A 14,411-nucleotide genomic window follows, 5' to 3' on the forward strand; every position below is an offset into this window, starting at 1 on the left:
ACATGAACGAAACAGCTTTTGAACGAGCCCATACTCGTTCGATCGGGGAGAGCGGAACGATACGCGAGTTCCGCTCCCTCCTTATGAAAGCGCCGGGTCTGTTTCCAGCCCGGCGCCATTTCCTTATTTGGAGGAAACTGCCTTTTCCGGGTTCGGCGGGAAGGACGGATCCGTCTTGGCGCCACGCAGCAGGTCGAGCGCGTAGTTCAGCTGGATATCGTCCTTCGGATCCGGCGGCACATAGGCCGACGAGCCGGAACCCTTGTCGGTTTCGCTCTGGCCCTTGATGTGGCCCGGCAAGCTCGATTCGCCTTCGGTTGTCAGCTTGCCCTTCAGATCGTCCGGCAGCGGCTGGTCGACCTTGACGTCGGGCGTAATGCCGGTGCCCTGGATCGAGCGGCCCGACGGCGTATAGTAGAGCGCCGTCGTCAGGCGAAGCGCGCCGTTGCCGTCTCCCAGCGGGATGATCGTCTGGACGGAGCCCTTGCCGAAGGACTGGGTACCGAGGACTGTGGCGCGACGCAGATCCTGCAGGGCGCCCGCGACGATTTCCGAAGCCGAAGCCGAACCGCCGTTGATGAGCACGATGATCGGCTTACCGTCGGTCAGGTCGCCCGGGGTGGCGTTGAAGCGGCGGGTCTCGTCCGGATTGCGGCCGCGGGTCGACACGATTTCGCCACGCTCGAGCACATCGTCGGCGACGTTGATCGCCTGGTCGAGCAGGCCGCCCGGGTTGAGGCGCAGGTCGAGGACATAGCCCTTCAGCTTGTCGGCGGGGATATCCTTCTTGATCTTGGCGATCGCGGATTCGAGGTCGGGCGTGGTCTTTTCCGTGAAGGAAATGATGCGGATATAGCCGACATCGCCGCCTTCTTCACGCGACTTGATCGCGGCAACAGCGATCACGTCACGGACGATAGTGAGCTCGATCGGCTTGTCGGCACCCTTGCGCATGAGCGTCAACTTGATCGGCGTCTTGACCGGGCCGCGCATCTTCTCGACGGCGTCTTCCAGCTTCAGGCCGCGCACGGACTGGCCGTCGATGGCGGTGATGTAGTCGCCAGCGAGGACGCCGGCCTTGGCGGCGGGCGTGTCGTCGATCGGGGTGATGACCTTGACGAGATCGTTGTCCATCGTGACTTCGATGCCGAGACCGCCGAATTCACCCTTGGTCTGGGTGCGCATGTCTTCGGCATCCTTGGCATTCATGTAGCTCGAATGCGGATCCAGTGAGGACAGCATGCCGTTGATCGCGGATTCGATCAGCTTGTCTTCCTGCGGCGGCGTCACGTATTGGGCACGAACACGCTCAAAGACATCGCCGAAAATCGACAATTCCTTGTAGGTGGACGCGCCAGCGGCTTCCGCCGGCACGACCGCCGTGTAGATAACGCCCATCGCAGTCGCACCCATCAATGCGCCAACGAGAACAAGAGAAGCCCTACGTATCATTGCGTGCCTTTCCAGTGTCTTTGGAGGTCCACCAGGGTCGAGAATCGACCGGCTTCCCATCTTTTCTGAATTCAATGTAAAGCGTTGGCCGATCCGTTTCCAGCGCCAATGCAGTCGCGCTCGCGACTCTTTTTTGGCCCATCACGGCGAGCGGCTCGCCGGCGAAGACAAATCTGCCCGGACGCGTCTTGATCGCGTCCATTCCCGACAGCACCATGTGGTAGCCGTCGCCCGTATCCAAAATGATCATCTGGCCGTAGCTGCGAAACGCGCCGGCGTAAACGACCGTGCCATCGGCGGGAGCTGTGACAAGCGCATCGGGGCCGGTCGCAATGGTCGCTCCCATCGCCGTGTGGCCCGTGCCGTCGTCGTCGCCGAACTGGCGGAGAATATCGCCCGCCACAGGCAACTCCAACTTCTGTTTAAGATCGGAGAAGGGATATGCGGGCGCAATGCGGTTTTTATCGGGCACGCCGCTCTCGGCCAAAGCCTTTGCCTGCTCGCGCTGCTGGTCGGTCAATTGCCCCCTGCGGACCTCCTCCGCCCGGGCAGCGGCCGCTGCATCCCGGACCGAGCCGATCTGGCTTTCCAGCGAAGCGACGAGCCCTTCGAGGCTGGTCGCCTGGCCTGCAAGCTCCTCGGCACGCTTGCGTTCGGCGTCGAGCTGGGCGGCATTTTCCTTGCTGTGCTTGTCGTTCTCGGCGACCAGCAGGTCCATGCGCCGCTCCTCCTCCAGACTGTTCGTCATGGTGGCGGTGAGGCTCGTCTTTTCGGCGGCGGCGTCGGCATGCAATTTGCTGAGATCGGTCAGGTCGGCGATGAGCTTGTCCGTCTCCTTGCGCATTCCGGGCACGACTGCACCCAGAAGAATGGCGCTGCGCACCGAGGCGAGCGCATCATCCGGTGTGACCAGGAGTGCTGGCGGCGGATTGCGGCCCATGCGCTCCAGGGCCCCCAGAACCTCGGCCAGCAGGGCGCGGCGCTCATGCAGGGAGCCGCGGATCTTGTCCTCCTTGATCGCGAGATCCGTCAACGTCTTCTCGCTCTGCTGGATCTTGCGGTCCATTTCCTTGCGGCGGGCGGCGCTGTCGATCAATGCCTGGCGCAGGCTGGCGGTGCTCTTGTCGAGGGATGCGATGCTGTCTTCCAGCTCTTTCGTCTTGTCGGAGGAGAGGTTGATCGTCTTCGACAGCGTCTCCAGCTCGGCGCGGGTTTCGTCGCGCTTGCGGGCGAGTTCAGCGGCCGGGTCGGGTGCCTGTTGCGCCGGCGCTGTCGTCGAAGGACGTTCGTCGGGCGCTTGTGCCGCGCCGGCATCGGCCTCCTGCGCCAGGGCCATGTCCATGAGAGAAATCGGGCTTGCCATATAGACGCCCACGCCAAGGCATGCGGCCAAAGATGGCAGCAGAAGCCGGGAAAGCATGGGCGGGGCTTTTCTCATCCAGTCGGTTCGGGCCTGGTCCCTTCGGATCGCGTGAAAATAAGCCGATTTGCCGCGATCAGCTAGGAAGCATCGTCATTTTTGAAGCAGGAATCAAAACACGCCTGTGTGAGCGTTTCGTTAACGCAAAATGACCGAAAGCCAAACTGTTTTCGAAGGAGGCACGTTGTCGCGATTGGAGGTCAGACCCGGTGATAGGGATGGCCGGAAAGGATGGTGACCGCGCGATAGAGCTGTTCGGCAATGAGGATGCGCACGAGCTGGTGCGGCCAGGTCAATTTACCGAGGCATATAGTCATGTCGGCCTTGTCGTAGAGAGACGGGTCGAGCCCGTCGGCGCCGCCAATGGCGATCGTCAGGTCGCGCTTGCCCTGATCGCGGAATGTTCCGAGCATGGCGGCGAAGGCTTCGCTATCAAGCGCCTTGCCGCGTTCGTCGAGCAGGATGAGGACGCCGCCTTCCGGATGCGCCTTTTGCAGCAGAGCCGCCTCCTCGCGCTTGCGGGTCTCGCCGTTGGAGGCGCGGCTTTCGGCAACCTCGGTCAAACGCATCAGCTCTAGGCCGATTGCCGGCCCGGCCTTGGCGAAACGATCGAGATAGCGAGCCGCAAGATCCTTCTCAGGGCCGGTTTTCAACCGTCCCACGGCAAAAAGACCTATCCGCATTCCCGCTCCCAAGCCTATCCGCCATGATGGCGGCAAAAAACCAAACTCTTGCCGGACAGTCATATCCGGCGATATGAAGCTGCCAGCCGGGGCCGGGAACAGCGCCCTTGGATCGGCTAGTGCAGCGTGCCTTCGTCGAGGTCAGGCGCGGCCCACATCTTCTCGATGTTGTAGAACTCGCGAATCTCAGGACGGAAGACGTGAATGATGATGTCGCCGGTGTCGATCAACACCCAGTCGCCGCCATCCAGACCTTCGACGCGGGCGTTGCCGAAGCCCTCGTCCTTAAGGTCGGTCATGACATGATCGGCAATCGCCAGGACATGGCGGCTCGAGCGACCGGAGACGACGACCATATGGTCTCCAAGCGCGGATTTGCCAGCAATGTCGATGGTAACGATATTTTCGGCCTTGGAGTCCTCGAGGCTTGCGAGGACGGCTTGCAGGGCGCGGGCAGCGGCATCGGCGCCACGTTCCGAGCTCTTCGGGATAACGACAGGCGTTCTCCCCTTGGCGTGTACTGTTGTCAGTGCTCTTCCTTCCTTGAGTAACAGAACATGCTCATACGCGATCTGAGTCGATCACGCTACAAAGATAGGCATCAAAGCATTAAGGTTTCAAGACGCACGCGGCCATCTATCGGCTGCGAAGACAAGGATTTGTATCAAAATCCCGCGCATTCGCACCATATATGGGCAAATGATCGCTTTGACGGCGTCCTCGCTAGCTTTCCTGGCTTATTCCGTCGAGAAGAATGAGGTTTCGGCTCAGAGCCCGATCACGAACTTCGAGAGCAAACGCGTATTCGGGAGAACGATACCAAGTTCTGGCCCGTTCGATGTCCGGAAACTCCACGACGATGATCGCTCGCGGCGCCCAGTTTCCTTCCAACTGTTCGATCGGGCCGCCACGCACCAGATAACGGCCTCCATAGCAGGCTATGGAGGCAGCGGCGCGGGTCCGGTAGATCTGGAAGGCGTCGGCATCCTTGGCGGTGACATCGGAGATGATATAGGCTGACATCTGTTTCCAATCCCTATGCAAAACGCAGTTTCTCGTTGCCGATATTGTCGGCATCAATGCGTCGTGAGGCTGAAGATCAGATAGGCCTGTGCCGTCGCTTGTCCATTCTAACCGCCATGTACAGGCGCGCGAAGGCCGCGTATACACGAAGGCAGACCAAAACGCCCAGATGCCATGACCGACACTCCGCAGCCATCGTTGAAGCCTATTCTCCGCATCAGTTTTTCTGGGCAGGATAGACTCGGGCGCGGCAAGATGGAACTTCTCGAGCATATTCGTGACACCGGCTCGATCTCGGCCGCCGGCCGCGCCATGGACATGTCCTATCGTCGTGCCTGGCTGCTCATCAGCGAATTGAACCATATGTTCCGGGAGCCGGTCGTCGAATCGCAGCGCGGTGGCCAGAAGGGTGGCGGCGCTGCCCTTACCCCGTTCGGCGAAGAACTGTTGCAGCGCTTTCGCGGCATGGAAACGACCTTGCGCGCGGCGATAGCCGCCGATCTGCAATGGCTCGAAGCCAATCGCAGCGCGGCGGAAGCTTCGTCCAGAAAGTCTTGATCAAGCCCTATTGTTCGAGCGCCACGGTCTTGATGACCGCGTGGACCGGCAGGCCGACCCGCAGACCCAGCCTTTCGGCCGAGAACTGCGTGATGCGGGCGAGCACAATATCGCCGCCGCAATCGACCTTCACCTCCACGGTTCCATCGGCTGCAGCGCTGATATCGCGCACTTCGCCTTCGAGAATATTCAGCGCGCTGAGGCCTTCGGGCCTGGCTGTTGCCAGCATGACATCGCGAGCGGGGATATGGACGCGCACCGTCTTGCCGAGGGAGGTCGCCTGGCCGGGCACGAAGAGTTTCGCCGCCTTCAGGGCAACGACGGTCAGCCGATGCCGATCCTCCATATGCTCGACGCGGCCTTCCAGCAGCACGCCCGCCTCACGCCGGTCGATCGCCAGCGGGCCGGAAAGCTGGCTGAAGATATCGAGGGCGGGGCCGATCGCCTCCACCTTGCCGTCACGCATGACGACGACGCGGTTTGCCAGCCGCGCCACCTCGGCGATAGAGTGGCTGACATAGATGATCGGGATCTTCGTCTCGTCACGCAGCCGCTCGAGATAGGGAAGGATTTCCGCTTTCCGCGCCTCGTCGAGTGCCGCCAGCGGTTCGTCCATCAACAGCAGCCGTGGCGAGGACAGGAGTGCGCGGCCGATGGCGACGCGCTGTTTCTCGCCGCCGGAAAGCTTGGCCGGCCTGCGGTCGAGCAGTGCGGCGATACCGAGGAGATCGACCACCCCGTCAAAGCTTTCGCTGCGCTCGTTCCTGGGCGCGAACCAGCGGCCGTAACTGAGGTTCTGCCGCACCGATAGGTGCGGGAACAGGCGCGCCTCCTGAAAGACATAGCCGAAGCGGCGGCGATGGCGCGGAACGAAGACCTGCCGGCCGGTGTCGGCAAGGACGCTGTCGTCAAGGCTGACGCGGCCATGATCGGGCCGGATGAGACCGGCGATGATACGGATGATCGAGGTCTTGCCGGAGCCGGAACGGCCAAAAAGGGCTGTCACGCCGCCGTCGGAGGTGAACGTGGCCTCAAGCGAGAAGGCGCCCAGCCGGTGGCGGATGTCGACGGAGAGCGTCATTCGAAATCCACCCTTCTGCCGGCGAGATGGGCGAGGAATTCTGAGGCGAGCAGGGCGGCCATGGAAATGACGATGGCGACGATCGTCAGCCTTATCGCGCCGGCATCGCCACCCGGCACCTGCGTGAAGGTATAGATGGCCGAAGACAGGGTCTGCGTCTCGCCTGGAATATTGGAGACGAAGGTGATGGTGGCGCCGAATTCGCCCATGGCCTTGGCGAAGGACAGGATCATGCCGGCGATGATGCCGGGCAGGATCAGCGGCACGGTCACTGTCAGGAACGTCCATAGGGGGTTGGCGCCCAAGGTGCCGGCCGCCTCCTCCAGCTTGCGGTCGACGGCTTCGATCGACAGGCGGATGCTTCTGACCATCAGCGGAAAGCCCATGACGCCGCAGGCGAGTGCGGCGCCTGTCCAGCGAAATGAAAAGACAATGCCGAGATATTGCTCGAGCAGCGAGCCGATCGGCCCCTTGCGGCCAAAAAGGATGAGAAGGATGAAGCCGGTCACGACTGGCGGCAGGATCAGTGGCATATGGATGATGCCGTTCAGGATCGATTTGCCCCAGAACCTGCCGCGGGCGAGCAGATACGCGGCGGCGATGCCGAAGGGCAGGCTGACCAGCATGGCGACAATGGAAACGCGCAGGCTCAGCTCGATGGCCGTCCATTCATCGCTGCTCAAACCCAATGCGTCCAAATCCCGCCCCTTAAAACATCTTAGGCCCGCCATGGGTCGGCGAGCCTGGATCGTTGAACTTCTATGCCCAATATGCGGTGAGAATGCTCACCGCTTCAGGATCGTGAAGCCCTCATGCTCGAAGAATGGAACAGCCTTAGCCGATTTCAGATAGTCGAAATAGGCTTGCACATCCGGATTGGTGCTGTTGCCGGTGATTGCGATCGGATAGACGATCGGCGGATGGCTATCTGCCGGAAAAGTGCCGACGACGGCAACGCCGGGATCGGCTGAGACGTCGGTCTGATAGACGATGCCGTAGGGCGCTTCGCCGCGCGAAACGAGCGCGAGGGCTGCGCGTACGCTTTCAGCGCCGGCGACCTTCTTTTCAACCGAAGCCCAGATGCCGAGCTTTTCAAGCGCTGCCTTGCCGTATTTGCCGGCCGGCACCGATTCCGGCTGGCCGATCGCCAGGCGACCGTCGCCGAGAAGGCCGGCCAGATCCAGGCCATGCTTGATCTCGACCGGCTTGGCCTTGTCCTTGGCGGCGACGAGAACGAGCTTATTGCCGAGGAGGTTGGTGCGGCTGTCATCCTTGATCAATTTCTTGCCCGCGACATAGTCCATCCAGTTGGTGTCGGCGGAAATGAAGACATCGGCGGGGGCGCCGTTTTCAAGCTGCTTGGCGAGCGGTCCGCTCGCGGCATAGGACACGGTGACTTCCTTGCCCGTTTCCTTGGTGAAAGCGGCATCTGCATTGTCGAGCGCGTTTTTCATGCTGGCGGCAGCAAAAACCACGATCTTGTCGGCGGCGAGAGCCGACGTCGGAATGACCGAGAGGCCAAGCCATGCCGCTGATAGTGCGGCGGTTGCAAGCTTGATCCATCGGCGTCGGCTGGTTGCCATCTTATTTCTCCCCAAAGATATCGACATATTTCGAGAGATATAACGATGCGCGAAGCTTGGCTAGGGATGTATCTCGAAAAATATATCGCATTGTTGCTATGTAACCCTACGAATTTTATGGGTTTTCTTTTCAAAGGCGCATATGAGTGGATTTTGCTACGTCAAAAACGCATGACTGGATTCGCCCAGTGGTTTGGCGAACGCTCACGAAACAAGACGTAACGTTACGAACCGTGGGTTCTGGCGCTTTTCCGCTCCGGCTTCCGGAGTCTGGGTGACGTTAAAAAATCAGACAATTCGCAAAAGAAGCGTTTTTTGGGCAGGAAATTTTCAAAGATATGCGTTAAGTGCATTGCTGCAATGCGCAATCGGCCATTTATCTATCGGTGAAATCTGCTAAAACACAATCATCGAAGCGGCGATCTCCTCCTCCCAATGCCGCTAGATATGGATCGGCAACTCTCCTCCTCCCAGTTGCTGATCAGGTTTAAAGCCCGACGGATCCTCCTCCCCCGTCGGGCTTTTCATTTCTGGGAGTTTTCCTGAAAATTCAGTCGGTTATTGTGCCGCGCGCAGGGCTGTCGAGCTGAGCGCCGAACGCGGTCCGTGGATGAAAGTCCAGGCCGGTGCACGCTTCTTCCAAAGCACCCGGGCATCATCCTCGTCGACGCGGGCATAATGAAATGTCTTGGCCATCTTCGCGGAAAGGTAGGACAGCGTCGATCCCGGCCGATCGATGACGGCGATCGGGAAGGTGCGGGCGATCTCCTCCCATTTCTGCCAGCGATGGAACGTATTGAGGCTGTCGGCGCCCATGATCCAGATGAAATGCACCCGGCTGTTGCGGGCTTTCACGTGAGCCAGGGTATCGGCCGTGTAGTTCATGCCGAGCGCCTGCTCGAATGCCGTCACCTTGATGCGCGGATCGCGGGCAACCATTTCGCTGAGCGCGATGCGCTCGGCAAGCGGCGCAAGATGATTGTGGTTCTTCAGCGGGTTGCCCGGCGTCACCATCCACCAGAGCTGATCGAGGCCGAGCCGGCGAATGGCGATCTCGGCCACAAGCGCGTGGCCACGGTGCGGCGGGTTGAACGAGCCGCCGAAAAGACCGACCACCATGCCGCGCTCGGCATGGGGCATGCGCAGATAGCGTTGATCGATCTCTTCTCTCAGCACGTCAGGGCCGTATCTGTCCGGTGCCGCGCACGCGATATTTGAAGGAGGTCAGCTGTTCGACGCCGACCGGTCCGCGAGCATGCATCTTGCCGGTGGCGATGCCGATTTCCGCGCCCATGCCGAATTCGCCGCCATCGGCGAACTGCGTCGAGGCATTGTGCAAGAGGATCGCCGAATCGATCTCGGTGAAGAAGCGCTCGACGACCTCGGGATCCTCGGCAATGACGGCTTCGGTATGGTTGGACGAATATTTGCCGATATGGGCGATCGCGCCGGAAATGCCGTCGACGAGCGCGACGGATATGATCGCGGCCAGATATTCCGTCGTCCAGTCTTCTTCCGTTGCCGCTTTCAGGCCGGGCACGAGCTGCAGCACCTCGGCGGAGCCGCGAATTTCGCAGCCTGCTTCGGCAAGCCCGTCGAGCAGCGGCTTCAGATGCGTGGATGCGACCTTCGAATCGACCAGCAGCGTTTCGGCCGCGCCGCAGATGCCGGTGCGGCGCATCTTGGCGTTGACGACGATCGCTTTCGCCATGTCGAGATCTGCCGAAGCATCGATATAGATGTGGCAAAGGCCTTCGAGATGGGCAAAGACCGGCACGCGCGCTTCGGTCTGCACGCGGGCGACCAGGCTCTTGCCGCCGCGCGGCACGATGACGTCGATATTGCCTTCGAGGCCGCGCAGCATGGCGCCAACGGCGGCGCGGTCGCTGACGGGCACGAGCTGGATGGCATGTTCAGGCAGACCCGCCACCTTCAGCCCTTCGACCAGGCAGTCGTGGATCGCCTGCGACGAGCGGCGCGAATCGCTGCCGCAGCGCAGGATCACGGCATTGCCTGCCTTGAGGCAGAGTGCGCCGGCATCGGCTGTCACGTTCGGCCGGCTTTCGAAGATGACGCCGATGACGCCGAGCGGGGTGCGGACGCGCTCTATCTTCAGCCCGTTCGGACGGTCCCAGGCGGCGATGACCTCGCCCACCGGATCCGGCAAAGCGGCGATGGCGCGAATGCCGTCGGCCATTTCTGCGACGCGCTTGTCGTTCAGCGTCAGGCGATCGACGAAGGAGGCGAGCATATCCGTGCCCTCCACATCCTTCAGATCCTTGGCGTTCTCGGCAAGAATATGATCCTTGCGGGCCAGAATTGCGTCTGCCATGGCGCTCAACGCCTTGTTCTTGCTCTCTGTGGAGGCGAAGGCCAACGGTCGCGACGCAGCCCGGGCCTTGCGGCCGATATCGCTCATCAGCGCTTCGATGTCGGGGCTTTGTGCGACAGTATCAAGCATGGGCTTCATCCCTCTTCAATTTCTCCGCCTTCGTCTTGACGGACGCGGTCATGACGAGGTCGTCGCGGTGCACCATGGCGGCGCGGCCGGCATAGCCGAGGATGGCCTCGATCTCCGCCGACTTGCGGCCGGTGATCTGGCGCGCCTCCTCGGCGTCGTAGCCGGCTAGGCCCCGGGCGATTTCGCGACCGGCAGGGCTGATCACGGCCACGGTATCGCCGCGGCCGAAATGGCCGACGACATTGCGCACGCCAGCGGGCAGCAGGCTCTTGCCGGCGCCGAGCGCGGTCACCGCGCCCTCGTCGACATGCAGCTCGCCAGCCGGCTGCAGCTGTCCGGCGATCCAGGTCTTGCGGGCGGTGACGGGCGTACCCGACGGTGCGAACCAGGACGAGCGCGCGCCGTTTTCAATTGATTTCAGCGGCCGATCGGTCTTGCCGGAGGCGATGATCATCGCGCAGCCGGCGCCGGTGGCGATCTTGCCGGCATCGATCTTGGTGCGCATGCCGCCGCGCGACAGTTCGGAGGCGGCGCCGCCGGCCATGGCCTCGATATCAGGCGTGATTTCGGCAATCGTATCGAGGAATTGTGCCTGCGGATCGAGATGCGGCGGGGCGGTGTAGAGCCCATCGATGTCGGAGAGCAGTATCAGAAGGTCGGCGCCGGTCATGGTGGCGACGCGGGCGGCGAGGCGGTCATTGTCGCCATAGCGGATTTCGCTTGTGGCGACCGTGTCGTTCTCGTTGATGATCGGCACGGCGCCGATCTTCAGCAGCTGGTTGATGGTGGCGCGGGCGTTCAGATAGCGGCGGCGCTCTTCCGTGTCGCCGAGCGTCAGCAGGATCTGGCCGGCGACGATATGGTCATGTGACAGGCTTTCGGACCAGGCGCGGGCGAGCGAAATCTGCCCGACGGCTGCGGCGGCCTGGCTTTCCTCCAGCTTCAAGGCGCCGGAGGGCAGGTCGAGCACCGAACGGCCGAGCGCGATGGCGCCGGATGAGACGACGAGGATGTCGATGCCCTTGGCCTTCAGGGCGGCGATATCGGCGCACATGCCGTCGAGCCAGGATTTTTTCAGGCCGGCCTTGCGATCGACGAGAAGAGCCGAGCCGATCTTGATCACGATCCGGCGATAGCGGTCGAGCGGCTTGCGGGCGGTCATCCCTGCTGCTCCTCGTGATCGTCGTCCCCCTCATCCACGTCGTCGGAGGCCTGCAGGTCGCGATGGCGTATCTTATGCGTTTTTGCCGGCTTGTCCGCCTCGCCGGCATTGGCTTCGACGATGACGTCGCGCAGCGCGCGCAGCACTTCGGTCATGCCGCGGCCGGTGATGGCGGAGATCTGGAAGGGCGTCTTGCCGCAGGCTCGTGCCAGCTCGCGCGTCTTCTTTTTCAGCGTTTCCTCGTCCACCACATCGATCTGCGATAGCGCGACGATTTCTGGTTTGTCGGTTATGTTGTTGCCGTAAGCTTCAAGCTCGTGCTTGACCGTCTTGTAGGCCTTGCCGACCTTCTCTTCCTGGGCGGAAACCAGATGCAGCAGCACGCGGGTGCGCTCGACATGGCCGAGGAAGCGATCGCCGATACCGACGCCTTCATGCGCGCCTTCGATCAGGCCGGGAATGTCGGCCAGCACGAATTCCTGGCCATCGATGGTGGCGACGCCGAGATTGGGATGCAGCGTCGTGAATGGATAGTTGGCTATCTTCGGCCGGGCACGGCTGACAGAGGCAAGGAAGGTCGATTTGCCCGCATTCGGCAAACCGACGAGGCCGGCATCGGCAATCAGCTTCAGCCGCAGCCAGATGGTCTTTTCTTCGCCCGGCAGGCCGGGATTGGCCCAGTCCGGCGCCTGGTTGGTCGAGGATTTGAAATAGGCGTTGCCGAAGCCGCCGTTGCCGCCCGGCGCCAGGCGAAAGCGCTGGCCTTCCTGCGTGATGTCGCAGATCAGGGTTTCCCCGTCTTCTTCGAAGATCTGCGTTCCCACAGGCACCTTCAGCGTCACGTCTTCGCCCTTGGCGCCGGCGCGGTTCCGGCCCATGCCATGCGTGCCGATCGTCGCCTTGAAATGCTGCTGATAACGGAAGTCGATCAGGGTATTGAGGCCGTTGACCGCCTCGACCCAGACATCGCCGCCGCGACCGCCATCGCCACCGTCCGGTCCGCCGAACTCGATGAACTTCTCGCGCCGGAAGGAGACGCTGCCGGCGCCGCCGTCGCCTGAGCGAATATAGACTTTTGCTTCATCGAGAAATTTCATCTTACGTCCGTCACCCGGTGTCGGCGCATATCCCTTCGGATCGAATGGGATTTAGAAAAGCCTATGCGCTCTTTAATCGATTTCAGCCGCCCTTTGCGCATCCATAGAGACGCATCGGCCGGCCATTTACCCGTCATGTCGCCTTCGATATAGGCGCTTCGGGCTGAGGTCAAAGAATATCGTGCGCTCGACGTGCCATAACATCAAGAACAGCGCGATTGGTGTGGCGTCATCGCCGGCGGCCGGCGATGACTGGATTTCAGGGCTTCACGCCGCCTGCGAGAGCCGCAGTGCGCCGGGCTTCAGCACGGTTTCGATATGCGGAACCATGGTGTTGCGGGCAAAGCTGTAGATCTCCGAGCATCCGGTGATCTCGAAGCCGAGCTTCTGCTGCAGCTTCAGGGATGCCGGATTATCGGCGAAGGCGCCGGAATGGACGGCGACCTCGGGCATGCGGCGGCCAAAGCGCTCCAGAGCTGATGTGACCGCCTCGGTCATGATGCCCTGCCGCCAGTAATAGCGGTTCAGCCAGTAGCCGAGATGCCACCGGCCATGCCTGAGCTCTATGCCGACACAGCCGATATGGGCATCATCCCCTTCGGTGATGGCCAGTTCCCAATCGATGCCGAGGCCAGAGGTGTGCTGGACCAGCCAGTCCAGCGCATCCTGCCGGTCATAGGGCGCGGGAACCCGGGCCAGCATGCGGGTGACGGCGAAATCGGACAGCGATTCGGCGATCGCGTCGGCATCGCCGAGCCGGTGCGGGCGCAGCGTCAGCCGCCCGGTCTGGATGACCGGCGACGGCCCCGGCATCAGCATCCTGTCATTGCGGCGGTTGAGAGCAAGCGCGTTCATCTCAGACCTCCCCAGCTGCGCAACGATATCCAGGTCTTGCGGTCGAGCCTGTACCATTCGACCGGCACGGAGCTGCCGAGCGCCAGGGATGCGGCAAGGCCGGACCCCTGGAACTGGAAGCCGCACTTCTGCACGACCCGTCTGGACGCGACGTTCATGACCCGGCAACGGGCATCGATCTGGCCGACGTTTTCGCGCGTGCGGAAGACCATGTCGATCAGGGCATGGGCGGCTTCAGTCGTATAGCCCTGGTTCCAGTGCGGTTCGCCCAGCCAGTAGCCGATCTCGACGGTGCGTGGATCGGCCGTCGGCTCGACGCCGCAGCATCCGAGAAAGGCGCCGTTATCGGCTTTGGTAATCGCATAGACGCACTTGCCAATCTCGCCAAGCTTCGTGCGTCGCACGAAATCGGCGGCATCATTGGTCGTATACGGGTGCGGCATACGCGATACCATAGTAGCGACATTGGCGTTGTTGGCGAGATGGGCAAGGGCGTCGATGTCTTCTTCGTGGGGCGCGCGCAGAACGAGCCTTTCCGACAGTAAGACAGGGCAATCGGTCCTTAACCGCTCCGGCCTCAGCCGTTCTTCGGGAGACCTTGATTGGTCTTCCCTTAACAATTCGCCTTGCATGGTTCAGTCCTCCTTGGTTGAGGGTAAAGAAAAAGGGGAGATGGCGCCCCATCTCCCCTTTTTTCTTGACTGAACCTGATGCGCTCAGCCGGGTCGATGAGACGCCGGCTGTTTTAGAGCGCTACCGGCTTATTCCGCTGCTTCCGCTTTCGGCATTACAGACACGTACACGCGGCCATTGGCCTTCGTACGGTAGTTCACGTTGCCCGCGGTAAGCGCAAAAATCGTGTGATCCTTGCCGAGACCAACGTTGGTGCCCGGATGCCACTGCGTGCCGCGCTGACGCACGATAATGTTGCCTGCGACGACGTTCTCGCCGCCGAACTTCTTCACGCCAAGGCGCTTGGATTCGGAATCGCGACCGTTGCGCGACGAACCGCCAGCTTTTTTGTGTGCCATTGGAG

The 14,411-nt window shown here is 61.7% G+C and carries 15 protein-coding genes and 1 pseudogene; 1 reads left to right on the top strand and 15 read right to left on the bottom strand.

The annotated features are described in order from the left end of the window. Positions 1-123: 123 nt before the first annotated feature. The 5 genes and pseudogenes from GA0061101_RS03865 to GA0061101_RS03885 form a co-directional block, all read right to left on the bottom strand. Entirely contained in the window at positions 124-1,452 is a 1,329-nt protein-coding gene (locus GA0061101_RS03865) for a S41 family peptidase (protein ID WP_037195701.1), read from the bottom strand. Next, positions 1,442-2,872 carry a murein hydrolase activator EnvC family protein gene (locus GA0061101_RS03870; protein ID WP_092573078.1) on the bottom strand — a complete coding sequence of 477 codons (1,431 nt, stop codon included), beginning with the start codon at positions 2,870-2,872 and terminating at the stop codon, positions 1,442-1,444. Before GA0061101_RS03870 ends, GA0061101_RS03865 begins: the two co-directional genes overlap by 11 nt. A 200-nt stretch (positions 2,873-3,072) precedes the next feature. Then, complete coding sequence (gene rlmH, locus GA0061101_RS03875; protein WP_037195705.1) at positions 3,073-3,555, bottom strand: 23S rRNA (pseudouridine(1915)-N(3))-methyltransferase RlmH; 483 nt, start codon at positions 3,553-3,555, stop codon at positions 3,073-3,075. Positions 3,556-3,671: 116 nt separating this feature from the next. Further along, positions 3,672-4,114 (bottom strand): annotated as a pseudogene (gene rsfS, locus GA0061101_RS03880) (ribosome silencing factor). A 164-nt stretch (positions 4,115-4,278) separates the two neighbouring features. Beyond that, on the bottom strand, positions 4,279-4,578 hold the full coding sequence (locus GA0061101_RS03885; RefSeq protein ID WP_037195709.1) for a DUF1330 domain-containing protein: 300 nt from the start codon (positions 4,576-4,578) through the stop codon (positions 4,279-4,281). Between the two features lie 174 nt (positions 4,579-4,752). Between GA0061101_RS03885 and GA0061101_RS03890 the strand changes: the two genes are divergently transcribed. Then, complete coding sequence (locus tag GA0061101_RS03890) at positions 4,753-5,136, top strand: winged helix-turn-helix domain-containing protein (RefSeq protein ID WP_037195711.1); 384 nt, start codon at positions 4,753-4,755, stop codon at positions 5,134-5,136. 7 nt (positions 5,137-5,143) lie between these two features. On the opposite strand, the gene modC is transcribed toward GA0061101_RS03890, so the two are convergent. The 10 genes from modC to rpmA form a co-directional block, all read right to left on the bottom strand. Continuing rightward, positions 5,144-6,217 (bottom strand): molybdenum ABC transporter ATP-binding protein, encoded by a 1,074-nt coding sequence (modC, locus tag GA0061101_RS03895; protein WP_092573079.1) that lies wholly within the window; start codon positions 6,215-6,217, stop codon positions 5,144-5,146. After that, positions 6,214-6,915: a molybdate ABC transporter permease subunit gene (gene modB / locus GA0061101_RS03900; protein ID WP_092573080.1), complete on the bottom strand. Its 702-nt coding sequence runs from the start codon at positions 6,913-6,915 to the stop codon at positions 6,214-6,216. Before modB ends, modC begins: the two co-directional genes overlap by 4 nt. 87 nt (positions 6,916-7,002) lie before the next feature. After that, positions 7,003-7,800: a molybdate ABC transporter substrate-binding protein gene (modA, locus tag GA0061101_RS03905; RefSeq protein ID WP_092573081.1), complete on the bottom strand. Its 798-nt coding sequence runs from the start codon at positions 7,798-7,800 to the stop codon at positions 7,003-7,005. A gap of 558 nt (positions 7,801-8,358) precedes the next feature. Then, positions 8,359-8,940 (bottom strand): nicotinate-nucleotide adenylyltransferase, encoded by a 582-nt coding sequence (locus GA0061101_RS03910; protein WP_234903911.1) that lies wholly within the window; start codon positions 8,938-8,940, stop codon positions 8,359-8,361. 37 nt (positions 8,941-8,977) lie between these two features. Further along, positions 8,978-10,261 carry a glutamate-5-semialdehyde dehydrogenase gene (locus tag GA0061101_RS03915; protein ID WP_092573248.1) on the bottom strand — a complete coding sequence of 428 codons (1,284 nt, stop codon included), beginning with the start codon at positions 10,259-10,261 and terminating at the stop codon, positions 8,978-8,980. Continuing rightward, positions 10,254-11,423, bottom strand: a complete 1,170-nt coding sequence (gene proB, locus GA0061101_RS03920; RefSeq protein ID WP_092573082.1) for a glutamate 5-kinase — start codon at positions 11,421-11,423, stop codon at positions 10,254-10,256. Before proB ends, GA0061101_RS03915 begins: the two co-directional genes overlap by 8 nt. After that, positions 11,420-12,520, bottom strand: coding sequence for a GTPase ObgE (gene obgE, locus GA0061101_RS03925; RefSeq protein ID WP_047559468.1), 1,101 nt, complete (start codon positions 12,518-12,520; stop codon positions 11,420-11,422). The genes proB and obgE overlap by 4 nt, the downstream gene beginning before the upstream one ends. A gap of 267 nt (positions 12,521-12,787) precedes the next feature. Next, a complete protein-coding gene (locus GA0061101_RS03930; protein ID WP_092573083.1) occupies positions 12,788-13,375 on the bottom strand; it encodes a GNAT family N-acetyltransferase in 588 nt (195 codons plus the stop codon). Next, on the bottom strand, positions 13,372-14,007 hold the full coding sequence (locus tag GA0061101_RS03935) for a GNAT family N-acetyltransferase (RefSeq protein ID WP_047637652.1): 636 nt from the start codon (positions 14,005-14,007) through the stop codon (positions 13,372-13,374). Before GA0061101_RS03935 ends, GA0061101_RS03930 begins: the two co-directional genes overlap by 4 nt. Positions 14,008-14,136: 129 nt before the next feature. Next, positions 14,137-14,406 carry a 50S ribosomal protein L27 gene (gene rpmA / locus GA0061101_RS03940; protein WP_037195734.1) on the bottom strand — a complete coding sequence of 90 codons (270 nt, stop codon included), beginning with the start codon at positions 14,404-14,406 and terminating at the stop codon, positions 14,137-14,139. Between the last annotated feature and the right edge of the window lie 5 nt (positions 14,407-14,411).

It is taken from the genome of Martinezella lusitana (assembly GCF_900094565.1).
GTDB lineage: Bacteria > Pseudomonadota > Alphaproteobacteria > Rhizobiales > Rhizobiaceae > Rhizobium > Rhizobium lusitanum.

Excerpts from the sequence above, each read along its gene's own strand:
- GA0061101_RS03865 (WP_037195701.1), bottom strand. The coding sequence starts at position 1,452 with ATGATACGTAGGGCTTCTCTTGTTCTCGTTGGCGCATTGATGGGTGCG.
- GA0061101_RS03870 (WP_092573078.1), bottom strand. The coding sequence starts at position 2,872 with ATGCTTTCCCGGCTTCTGCTGCCATCTTTGGCCGCATGCCTTGGCGTG.
- rlmH (WP_037195705.1), bottom strand. The coding sequence starts at position 3,555 with ATGCGGATAGGTCTTTTTGCCGTGGGACGGTTGAAAACCGGCCCTGAG.
- GA0061101_RS03885 (WP_037195709.1), bottom strand. The coding sequence starts at position 4,578 with ATGTCAGCCTATATCATCTCCGATGTCACCGCCAAGGATGCCGACGCC.
- GA0061101_RS03890 (WP_037195711.1), top strand. The coding sequence starts at position 4,753 with ATGACCGACACTCCGCAGCCATCGTTGAAGCCTATTCTCCGCATCAGT.
- modC (WP_092573079.1), bottom strand. The coding sequence starts at position 6,217 with ATGACGCTCTCCGTCGACATCCGCCACCGGCTGGGCGCCTTCTCGCTT.
- modA (WP_092573081.1), bottom strand. The coding sequence starts at position 7,800 with ATGGCAACCAGCCGACGCCGATGGATCAAGCTTGCAACCGCCGCACTA.
- GA0061101_RS03910 (WP_234903911.1), bottom strand. The coding sequence starts at position 8,940 with ATGCCCCATGCCGAGCGCGGCATGGTGGTCGGTCTTTTCGGCGGCTCG.
- GA0061101_RS03915 (WP_092573248.1), bottom strand. The coding sequence starts at position 10,261 with ATGCTTGATACTGTCGCACAAAGCCCCGACATCGAAGCGCTGATGAGC.
- proB (WP_092573082.1), bottom strand. The coding sequence starts at position 11,423 with ATGACCGCCCGCAAGCCGCTCGACCGCTATCGCCGGATCGTGATCAAG.
- obgE (WP_047559468.1), bottom strand. The coding sequence starts at position 12,520 with ATGAAATTTCTCGATGAAGCAAAAGTCTATATTCGCTCAGGCGACGGC.
- GA0061101_RS03930 (WP_092573083.1), bottom strand. The coding sequence starts at position 13,375 with ATGAACGCGCTTGCTCTCAACCGCCGCAATGACAGGATGCTGATGCCG.
- GA0061101_RS03935 (WP_047637652.1), bottom strand. The coding sequence starts at position 14,007 with ATGCAAGGCGAATTGTTAAGGGAAGACCAATCAAGGTCTCCCGAAGAA.
- rpmA (WP_037195734.1), bottom strand. The coding sequence starts at position 14,406 with ATGGCACACAAAAAAGCTGGCGGTTCGTCGCGCAACGGTCGCGATTCC.